General features: G+C 72.7%; 7 protein-coding genes and 1 tRNA gene. 5 read left to right on the top strand and 3 right to left on the bottom strand.

The genetic code is table 11. The features are described 5' to 3' along the window. The first annotated feature begins 109 nt into the window (after positions 1–109). A complete protein-coding gene (locus ACFWEJ_RS23205) occupies positions 110–1,786 on the top strand; it encodes a RyR domain-containing protein (RefSeq protein ID WP_377231544.1) in 1,677 nt (558 codons plus the stop codon). 6 nt (positions 1,787–1,792) lie between these two features. On the opposite strand, the gene ACFWEJ_RS23200 is transcribed toward ACFWEJ_RS23205, so the two are convergent. Continuing rightward, positions 1,793–1,879, bottom strand: a tRNA-Leu gene (locus ACFWEJ_RS23200). 81 nt (positions 1,880–1,960) lie between these two features. Between ACFWEJ_RS23200 and ACFWEJ_RS23195 the strand changes: the two genes are divergently transcribed. Together ACFWEJ_RS23195 and ACFWEJ_RS23190 are read left to right on the top strand one after the other, a co-directional pair. After that, positions 1,961–2,623 carry an ANTAR domain-containing response regulator gene (locus ACFWEJ_RS23195; RefSeq protein WP_285102343.1) on the top strand — a complete coding sequence of 221 codons (663 nt, stop codon included), beginning with the start codon at positions 1,961–1,963 and terminating at the stop codon, positions 2,621–2,623. Positions 2,624–2,770: 147 nt separating this feature from the next. After that, entirely contained in the window at positions 2,771–3,430 is a 660-nt protein-coding gene (locus tag ACFWEJ_RS23190; protein ID WP_377231543.1) for a GNAT family N-acetyltransferase, read from the top strand. Between the two features lie 191 nt (positions 3,431–3,621). Here the strand turns inward: ACFWEJ_RS23190 and ACFWEJ_RS23185 are convergent, their stop codons facing one another. Further along, entirely contained in the window at positions 3,622–4,005 is a 384-nt protein-coding gene (locus ACFWEJ_RS23185) for a PaaI family thioesterase (protein WP_377221261.1), read from the bottom strand. 100 nt (positions 4,006–4,105) lie between these two features. Between ACFWEJ_RS23185 and polA the strand changes: the two genes are divergently transcribed. Then, on the top strand, positions 4,106–6,835 hold the full coding sequence (gene polA, locus ACFWEJ_RS23180; RefSeq protein WP_377231542.1) for a DNA polymerase I: 2,730 nt from the start codon (positions 4,106–4,108) through the stop codon (positions 6,833–6,835). A 6-nt stretch (positions 6,836–6,841) separates the two neighbouring features. On the opposite strand, the gene ACFWEJ_RS23175 is transcribed toward polA, so the two are convergent. Next, positions 6,842–7,642: a class I SAM-dependent methyltransferase gene (locus tag ACFWEJ_RS23175; RefSeq protein WP_377231541.1), complete on the bottom strand. Its 801-nt coding sequence runs from the start codon at positions 7,640–7,642 to the stop codon at positions 6,842–6,844. Positions 7,643–7,858: 216 nt separating this feature from the next. On the opposite strand from ACFWEJ_RS23175, the gene ACFWEJ_RS23170 reads away from it, so the two are divergent. Beyond that, on the top strand, positions 7,859–9,511 hold the full coding sequence (locus tag ACFWEJ_RS23170; protein ID WP_377231540.1) for an ABC transporter substrate-binding protein: 1,653 nt from the start codon (positions 7,859–7,861) through the stop codon (positions 9,509–9,511). Positions 9,512–9,705: the final 194 nt, after the last annotated feature.

Genomic DNA, 9,705 nt, shown 5'->3' with positions numbered 1-9,705 from the left:
GGAATTCCCCGGGGCCGGGCGGACCAACATGCTGACTCGGCGTCGTCGTTGTCACCCTGGCAGTCGGGTGGGGGAGTCGGGTGGGGCAGATGTCGCTATTGTTCCCGGCGTGAACCGCGCCTCCCTGCCCTGGTCCCGGATCGGCTTCGCCGTCCTCGTGGTGGTCTCGCTCAGCCTCGGCTGGTGGGGCCTGATGCTCGACACCACGCACGTGCCCGGCCGCACCTGGTACGACGTCGTCTACCACGACCTGCAGCTCTTCGTGCTGGGCGCCGACCCGGCCAGCGACGGCGGGCCGCTGTCCTGGCAGCTCCAGGTCGCGCGGTTCCTCGCCCCCGGGACCGCCGTCTACGCCCTGTTCGAGGCGGCGCGCGCCCTGTTCACCGGTGAGATCCGGCGGTTCAACCAGCGCCGTGCCCGCGGCCACGCGATCGTCGTCGGGGAGACCGACGCCGCCGACACGGTCACCGCCGCGCTGGTCGCGGCCGGGCACAGGGTGCTGCGCACCCCGGACGCCGCGGGCCTGCCCGGCGTCGGCCTCACGGGCGCCACCGTCCTGTACGCGTGCGTCGACGACACCACCGACGCGACGGCGAACGTGCTGACCGTCGCCGAGGCGGAGGCCACGGTCCGCCGCGCGGGCAGCGGCCCCGACCGGCTGTACGCCCACGTCAGCGACCCCGACCTCGGTGTGGCGCTCCAGGCGCGGCACCTGAGCTGCGCCGAGCCCGGCGTGGACTTCTTCACGCTCGACGTGATCGCCGCGCAGGCCCTCGCAGTCCGCGAGGTGCGGCGCATCCTGGACGCCCCGGGCGGGCCGGCCCCGGTGACCCACCTGGTGGTGGTCGGCTCGGGCGAGTTCGCCAAGGCCCTCGTGGTGGGGCTGGCCCGGGAGTGGGAGCTCGCGGGGGACGGGCTGCGCCTGGTCGTCGACCTGAGCGCGGACGACGCCGACCACGTGGCGGGCGAGCTGCGGGCCCGCTGGTCGCCCGTGGCCCAGCGGATCGAGCTGCGGGCGGTGCCGGTGCTCGGCGCGGGCGGCGGCGCCCCGGACACCGTGTACGTGTGCCACGCGTCGGACGGCGTGTCCCTGCGGGTGGCGCTGACGGCGACCCGGCTGTGGCACGGCGGCCCCGGGTCGCTGGTGCTCCTGCTCGACGGCCTCGCGGGCCTGACGAGCGCGTTCGGCACCGAGGCGTCGCGCGTGCTCGACAACCTGGACGGCCGGCTGCGGACCGTGACCACGCGCGACCTGCTCGCCGACGTCGAGCGCGTCGAGGCCCGGGCGCACGCCGACATGTACGAGCGGATCGCGCGCTCCGTGCACCACGTCTACCTGCGCAACCAGCTCGAGCGCGGCGTCGGCTGGGGCGAGGTCCCCGCGATGGTGCGCTGGGAGGACCTGCCGGACGACCTGCGGGCCTCCAACCGCGGCTGGGTGGTCGGGCTGCCCGCACGCCTGTCGCGCATGGGCGCGACGATCGCGCCGCGCGACGGCGCCCCGGACGTGGTGTTCGACGGCGCCGAGCTCGACCGGCTCGCCGAGGCCGAGCACGAGCTGTGGGAGTCCGTGCGGGTCGCCGCGGGCTGGCGCAGCGGCCCGGTGCGGGACGACGCCGCCCGGATCCACCCGATGATCGGCGTGCCGTGGTCGGAGCTGTCCGAGGCGAACCGGGACAAGGACCGGGACGTGGTGCGGCTGCTGCCCGAGATCCTGGCGGAGTTCGGCCTGGAGGTCGTCCGGTACGAGGAGGCCCGGACGTCGGAGCTCGTCCACGGGCGCTGAGCCTGCTGGTGCCGGGTGTGGGACTCGAACCCACACGCCCTCGCGGGCAGCGCTTTTTGAGAGCGCCGCGTCTGCCTGTTCCGCCAACCCGGCCTGCCAGGACATAAAATATGTCCCGGCGCACATCGAACCACACCGCCGGGCTGGGTCCCAAGCCCAGGTGTGCAACGTAGGATGTCCTTCGTGACCGACGAGAACACCGAGAAGCTTTCCCTGGATCTGCCCCCGCTGGTCGACGCCGAGCCCGAGGCAGCTCCCGCCAACCCCTCCCGTCGCGCCGTCGTGGCGGAGGACGAGGCACTCATCCGCATGGACGTGGTCGAGACCCTGCGCGAGGCGGGTTTCGACGTCGTGGGTGAGGCCGGTGACGGCGAGACCGCCGTCAACCTGGCCATCGAGCTCAAGCCCGACGTCGTCGTGATGGACGTCAAGATGCCCGAGCTGGACGGCATCTCCGCGGCCGAGCGCATCGGCAAGGCCCACGCCGCGCCCGTCGTGCTGCTCACGGCGTTCTCGCAGACGGAGCTCGTCGAGCGCGCCCGCGACGCCGGCGCCATGGCCTACGTGGTCAAGCCCTTCACCCCGGCCGACCTGCTGCCCGCCGTCGAGATCGCGATCTCGCGGTACTCGCAGATCGGTGCGCTGGAGGCCGAGGTCGCCGACCTGACCGAGCGCTTCGAGACCCGGAAGCGCGTGGACCGCGCCAAGGGCCTGCTCATGACCAAGATGGGCCTGTCGGAGCCGGAGTCGTTCCGCTGGATCCAGAAGACGTCGATGGACCGCCGCCTCACCATGCGCGAGGTCGCCGACGCCGTCATCGAGCAGGTCGGGGCCTGAGCGACCGGTGAGACGCGCCATCCGGAACCGTCGTCCCGGAGCGGGTGAAATTCAGCACTGCCTGTTTTCTGCCGGCCCGCTCGGGACTAGTGTCTGCGCGGAGCCGGGCGTGACGCCCGGCCCGCAGACACCCGGGAGGAGATGAGCGTGCGCACCGTGCTGGACATCCACCCCGCGCGCGAGGCCGACCTGCCCGCCGTCGCGGCGCTGGCCGCTGCCGCGCGCGACGACTCGCCCACCGGGGCCCAGCTCGGCGCCCAGGAGGCCGACCGGCTGCTGGAGCACCTCAGCGTGCTGCTGGCCGCGGGCGGTCACGTGCTGGTCGCGGAGCAGGACGGCCAGGTCGTCGGCGTCGTCCTCGGCCGGGTCGTGGCGGCCTACCTCTTCGCGGAGCGCGCCAGCCTGTACCTGGACATGCTGTTCGTGTCGCCGCAGGCCCGCCGCCACGGCGTCGGGCACGCCCTGCTGCGTGCGGCCACCGACCTCGCGGCCGAGCACGAGTGCCACGACATCTACTCCGCGCCCGTACCCGGTAACCGGGGCGTCCAGCGCTTCCTCGCCCGGCTCGGGTTCGCCCCCGCCGCCGGCCACCGCGTGGCGTCCGTCGCCGCGCTGCAGCGCCGCCTCGCGGCCGAGGCCACCGCCCGCGACGGCGCCGCGCACGGCCGCCGGTTCGCCCGCGGCGGCATCGAGGACCTCATCGCCCGCCGGCGCCGGGCCCGCTCCGTCATGGAGTCCGGGCCCATCGACATGCGCGCGGTGGGCGGCGGCGCCCCGTCGCGCCGCCACCCGGCGAAGGCCGGCTGAGACCGGCGACGGCCGCCGCAGCAGACCAGGGCCGGGGAAATGCCTTCGCAGCGGGGAGGGTAACGAGCACGTAGCAGTGCTACCTCTCCGTTACGTCCCCGGCTGCGTAAGCCTTTCCTTGGGGCGGCGATGCCGTCGGTCACTGTGGTGCTTGTCGGCGGCGCCGGTGCACGTCGTGCGGGTGCCTCGTCTCAGCCGAGGATCATGCAGGTCAGCCGCGCCGTGCACACCCGCTTGCCCGCGTCGTCGGTGATCACGATCTCGTAGGACGCCGTCGACCGGCCCAGGTGGATCGCCGTCGCCGTGCCCGTGACGTGGCCGTCGCGCGCGCCCCGGTGGTGCGTGGCGCTCACCTCGATGCCCACCGTCTTCTTGCCCGGCCCGGCGTGCGCCTGCGCGGCCAGCGAGCCCAGGGTCTCGGCGAGCACCACGGAGGCGCCCCCGTGCAGCAGGCCCGCGGGCTGCGTGTTGCCCTTCACCGGGATCCGCCCGACGGCGCGGTCCGGGGCGAGCTCCAGGAGCTCCATCTCCATGCGCTCGAAGAGCGTGCCCGCGGTGTCCGCGCCGGCGTACATGGCCTTCCAGTCGATCTCGACCCCGGAACCGGACCCGGAGCCGGTGCCGGAACCGGCGTCGGAAGGCGTCGCGGAAGCGCTCGTGTCAGTCATGCGAGCTATGTTGTCAGGCGTGACCTCCACCGCGCCAAGCCGTACTCCGGGTACGCCGTCCTCAGGCCGCCCCCGTCTCCTGCTGATCGACGGCCATTCCATGGCCTATCGGGCGTTCTACGCGCTGCCCGACACCCTCGCGACCAGCTCAGGACAGATCACCAACGCCGTCTACGGCTTCACGTCGATGCTGACGAACCTGCTGCGTGACGAGCAGCCCACCCACATGGCGGTGGCGTTCGACGCGGGCCGGGTCACGTTCCGCACGGAGCGCTTCCCCGCCTACAAGGGCACGCGCGACGCCACGCCGGACGCGTTCAAGGGGCAGGTGCCCCTGATCAAGGAGGTGCTCGACACCCTCCGGATCAGCTCGATCGAGCTCGCCGGCATCGAGGCCGACGACATCCTGGCGACCCTGTCCACGCAGGCCAGCGCCGCGGGCATGGAGGTGCTGGTCTGCTCGGGCGACCGGGACACGCTGCAGCTCGTCAACGGCGACGTCACCGTCCTGTACCCCAAGAAGGGCGTCTCCGAGCTGGCCCGCATGGACCCCGAGGCGGTCGAGGCCAAGTACGGCGTGCCGCCCGAGCGGTACCCGGACCTCGCGGCGCTCGTGGGCGAGACCAGCGACAACCTGCCGGGCGTGCCCGGCGTCGGGCCCAAGACCGCCGCCAAGTGGATCACCGCGCACGGCGGCCTCGCCGCGCTGCTGGACGCCGCCGACGAGGTCAAGGGCAAGGCGGGGGAGAGCCTGCGCGCCCACCTCGACCAGGTGCGGGTCAACCGCGAGCTGAACGCCCTGCTGACCGACGTCGAGCTGCCGCTCGCCGTGACCGACCTCGCCCTGGAGGGCTTCGACCGCGCGGCCGTGCACCTCGTCTCGGACACGCTGCAGTTCGGCCAGCTCCGCGACCGCCTGCTCGCCGTGGACCCCGCGGGCGTGGCCGAGGAGGAGGCGCCCGCCGGCGCATCCGTCGAGCTCGACCTGGCCGACCTCGACCCGGGCGCCCTCGGCGCCTGGCTCGACGCCCGCACCGGGCGCGTGGGCGTCGAGGTGTCCGGCAAGACCACGCCCGGCGGCGGCGACGCCTGGGCCGTCGCCGTGGCGCAGCCCGGCGGCGAGGCCGCCTACCTCGACCTCACGCAGCTCGGGCCCGACGACGAGAAGGCGCTCGCGGCCTGGCTCGCCGACGCCGACGCGCCCAAGGTGCTGCACGGGGCCAAGGCAGCCGCGCACATGCTCGCGGCGCGTGGCATGGAGCTCGACGGCGTCGTGTTCGACACCGAGCTCGCGGCCTACCTGTGCTACCCCGACCAGCGCGGCTACGACCTGGGCGACCTCGCCGTGCGGCACCTGGGCCGGGAGCTCAAGGTCGTCGAGCCGGAGGGCGCGCAGGGCGCGCTGGACCTGTCGCTGGAGGGTGACACCGAGGGGCAGGCGGAGGCGGTGCGCGCCCAGGGCGTCGCCGACCTGGCGACCGCGCTGGAGGGCGAGCTCGCCGACCGCGACGCCACCCACCTGCTGGACGACGTCGAGCTGCCGCTGTCGGGCGTGCTCGCCCGGATGGAGCGCATCGGCATCGCCGCCGACACCGAGTACCTGACTGGCCTGGAGAAGCAGTTCGCCCAGGGGGTGGCCGACGCCGCGGCCGACGCCTACGCCGTGATCGACCGCGAGGTGAACCTCGGCAGCCCCAAGCAGCTGCAGGAGGTCCTGTTCGACCAGCTCGGCATGCCCAAGACCAAGAAGATCAAGACCGGCTACACCACCGACGCGGCGAGCCTGCAGGACCTGTTCGTCAAGACGGAGCACCCGTTCCTGGCGCACCTGCTGGCGCACCGCGACGTCTCGCGCCTGCGGGTCACGGTCGAGGGGCTGCTGAAGTCCGTCGCCCCGGACGGCCGCATCCACACCACGTTCCAGCAGACGATCGCCGCCACGGGCCGCCTGAGCTCGACCGACCCCAACCTGCAGAACATCCCGATCCGCACCGAGGCGGGCCGGCAGATCCGCCGGGCGTTCCGCGTGGGTGAGGGCTACGAGTCTCTCCTGACGGCCGACTACAGCCAGATCGAGATGCGCATCATGGCGCACCTGTCGGGCGACGAGGGCCTGATCGCGGCGTTCAACTCGGGGGAGGACCTGCACCGCTACGTGGGCTCGCGCGTGTTCGAGGTCGACCCCGCCGACGTGACCCCCGAGATGCGCTCCAAGATCAAGGCCATGTCGTACGGCCTGGCCTACGGCCTGAGCGCCTTCGGCCTGTCGCAGCAGCTCAACATCGCCACGGGCGAGGCGCAGACGCTGATGGACGACTACTTCGAGCGGTTCGGCGGCGTGCGCGACTACCTGTCGGGCGTGGTCGAGGAGGCGCGCGCCACGGGCTACACCGCCACGATCCTGGGCCGGCGCCGCTACCTGCCCGACCTCACGAGCGACAACCGGCAGCGCCGGCAGATGGCGGAGCGGATGGCGCTCAACGCGCCCATCCAGGGCAGCGCCGCCGACATCATCAAGCTCGCGATGCTCCGCGTGCAGCGCGCGCTCGACGAGCGCGGTCTCGCCTCGCGCCTGCTGCTGCAGGTGCACGACGAGCTCGTGCTCGAGGTGTCGCCCGGCGAGCGGGACGCGGCCGAGGAGGTGCTGCGCACCGAGATGGGCGCGGCGTTCGAGCTCAACGTGCCGCTGGACGTCTCGGTCGGCACCGGCGCCACCTGGCACGAGGCGGGCCACTAGCCGCGGTCAGGGGCGGGTCGTCACGAAGACCGCCGTGCCCGGCAGGTAGGGGCCGCGTTCCGGGCCCCAGCCGCCCCAGACCTGGTCGTTCCAGTCCGGCCACTCGGGCTCGACCAGGTCGACCAGGCGCAGCCCGGCGGCGACCACGTCACGCACGTGGTCGCCGACGGTGCGGTGGTACTCCGCGTAGACGACCCGCCCGGCGGCGTCGGCCTCCACGTAGGGGCGGCGGTCGAAGTACGACCGGTTGGCCGTGAGGCCGTGCAGGCTCGGGTCGTCCGGGAACGCCCAGCGCAGCGGGTGGGTCACCGAGAACACCCAGCGGCCGCCGGGCCGCAGCACGCGGGCGGCCTCGCGGTGCACACGGACGGGGTCGGGCACGAAGGGCAGGGCGCCGAACGACGTGAAGACGACGTCGAAGCTGCCGTCCGCGAACGGCAGCGCCCGCGCGTCGGCCTGCACCCGCGGCACGACGACGCCGGTCGCGGCGTCCAGCCGGGAGGCACCGGCCAGCATGCCCGCCGAGAAGTCGGTGGCGACCGCCCGCGCGCCGCGGGACGCGAGCCAGCGCGAGCAGTGCGCGGCCCCGGCCCCGACCTCCAGCACGTCACGCCCGGCGACGTCGCCCAGCAGGCCCGCCTCCGCCTCGGTCAGGCCCTCCGGGCCCCAGCGGAACCCGGCGTCGCCGAGGAAGTCGCGGTGCTCGTCGAGGTACTCGCCGGCGTTGGCGTCCCACCAGCTCCGGGCGACGCCGCGGTCGTCGGGCAGGTCGCGGTAGCCGAAGGACACCGGTTCGTCAGAGGTCACGGTGCCATCATCCCCGTTCGGCCCGCGCCCGCACGCACCGGTGAAGCCCGGGCCAACTACCACATTCATAGCGGTAACAAAAGGGTCACGATTGGATTGCGAGTGCCGTAGCGAAATACGGAAGCAACGAAAGGGCTCTTAAGGTCAGGCGCAAACGTCTGCGCGTCGTCGTGCCCGAACCCGGGCCTGCCGATGCGCTCGAGGAAGGAGAGTGCCATGCGTCGACGCGCTACGCGCCTTGCGGGCGGCGTCACCCTGGTGACCGCGCTCGCGGTGGCTCTGAGCGGTTGTGTCGCCAGCGAGCGGGACGCCGACGGCGGTGAGGGCGGGGGCAGTGACGGCACGTTCGTCTTCGCCGGCTCGGCCGAGCCCAGCTCGCTCGACCCCGCGTTCGCCAGCGACGGCGAAACGTTCCGGGTCGCCCGCCAGATCTTCGAGGGCCTGGTCGGTGTCGAGCCCGGCACCGCCGACCCCGCCCCCCTGCTCGCCGAGAGCTGGGACATCAGCGACGACGGCCTGGAGTACACGTTCCACCTCAAGGAGGGCGTGAAGTTCCAGGACGACACGGACTTCGACGCCGAGGCCGTGTGCGCCAACTTCGACCGCTGGCACGACTGGACCGGTCTGGCCGCCCACGAGAACCTCTCGTACTACTACAAGGCGGTCTTCGGTGGTGCGGGCGAGGACAGCCTGTACGACTCGTGCGCGGCGTCCGACGCGGCCACCGCCGTCATCACGCTGAACACGCCGATCCCCGAGCTGGTCCCGGCGCTGTCGCTGCCGTCGTTCTCCATGCAGTCGCCCACGGCGATGGAGGAGTTCGGCGCGGACGACGTCGAGGGCACGGCCGACGCGCCGAAGCTCACCGAGTACGGCCGGGAGCACCCGGTCGGCACGGGCCCGTACACGTTCAAGGAGTGGAAGAGCGGCGAGAGCGTCACGCTCGCCGCCAACGAGAACTACTGGGGCGAGATCGGCGACGTCAAGACCATCGTCTTCACGGTGATCGCCGACGGCACGGCGCGTCGTCAGGCGCTCGAGGCCGGTGACATCGACGGCTACGACCTGGTCGCGCCGGCCGACGTCGACGCGCTCAAGGAGGCCGGCTACACGCTCCTGGACCGCGACGCGTTCAACATCCTGTACCTGGGCATGAACCAGGCACAGAAGCCGCTGGACGACATCAAGGTCCGCCAGGCGATCGCGTACGCGATCGACAAGGAGGGCCTGGTCCAGGCGACGCTCCCGGAGGGCACCGTGCCCGCCACGCAGTTCGTGCCGGAGATCGTCACGGGCTACAGCGACGACGTCACCACGTACGACTACGACCCCGAGAAGGCCAAGGAGCTCCTCAAGGAGGCCGGCCAGGAGAACCTCGAGCTCGAGTTCAACTACCCGACCGAGGTCTCGCGTCCGTACATGCCGGACCCCGCCGCGATCTACGAGGCCGTCTCGGCGGACCTCGAGGAGGTCGGCATCACGGTGACGGCGACGCCGGAGCCGTGGAGCCCGACGTACATCGACACCATCCAGGGCGGCGAGAAGCACGGTCTGCACCTGCTGGGCTGGACGGGTGACTACAACGACACCTACAACTTCATCGGCACGTTCTTCGGGGCGCCGTCGCTGGAGTGGGGCTTCGACGACCAGGAGGTCTTCGACGCGATCAAGGACGCCCGCAACGCTCCGCTGGACGAGCAGGAGGACGCCTACAAGAACGCCAACGAGGTGATCATGGACGCCCTCCCCGGTGTCCCGCTGGCCAGCCCGGTGCCGTCGCTCGTCGTCGCACCCGGGGTCGAGGGCTACCCGATCTCCCCGGTGCAGGACGAGGTGTACAGCGTCATCACCCTCGGCGGTGACGAGTAGTCGAGAGGGGTAAGGTTCCCTCTCGAACTGCCTGGGGCGCCCACGCCCTAGGGTGAAATACCTCAGGTCGGGGGGGGGGGGGGGGCGCGCGGCGGCGCGGGGGTGGTGCGGGGGCCGGCTACGGCCGGACGGAGGCGGCCGGACAGAGGGCCGAGCACGCGTAGGCCAGGTCGACGTGGAGTCGACGGCTCAGA

Origin of the sequence: Promicromonospora sp. NPDC060204 (genome assembly GCF_042728455.1) — a bacterium.
Classification (GTDB): Bacteria; Actinomycetota; Actinomycetes; order Actinomycetales; family Cellulomonadaceae; genus Promicromonospora.
This window is presented reverse-complemented; position numbering and strand designations above follow the sequence as displayed.

What these genes read in the sequence shown, in the direction of transcription:
- ACFWEJ_RS23195 (WP_285102343.1), top strand. Translation starts at nt 1,961, where the DNA reads ATGTCCTTCGTGACCGACGAGAACACCGAGAAGCTTTCCCTGGATCTG.
- ACFWEJ_RS23185 (WP_377221261.1), bottom strand. Translation starts at nt 4,005, where the DNA reads ATGTACGCCGGCGCGGACACCGCGGGCACGCTCTTCGAGCGCATGGAG.
- polA (WP_377231542.1), top strand. Translation starts at nt 4,106, where the DNA reads ATGTTGTCAGGCGTGACCTCCACCGCGCCAAGCCGTACTCCGGGTACG.
- ACFWEJ_RS23170 (WP_377231540.1), top strand. Translation starts at nt 7,859, where the DNA reads ATGCGTCGACGCGCTACGCGCCTTGCGGGCGGCGTCACCCTGGTGACC.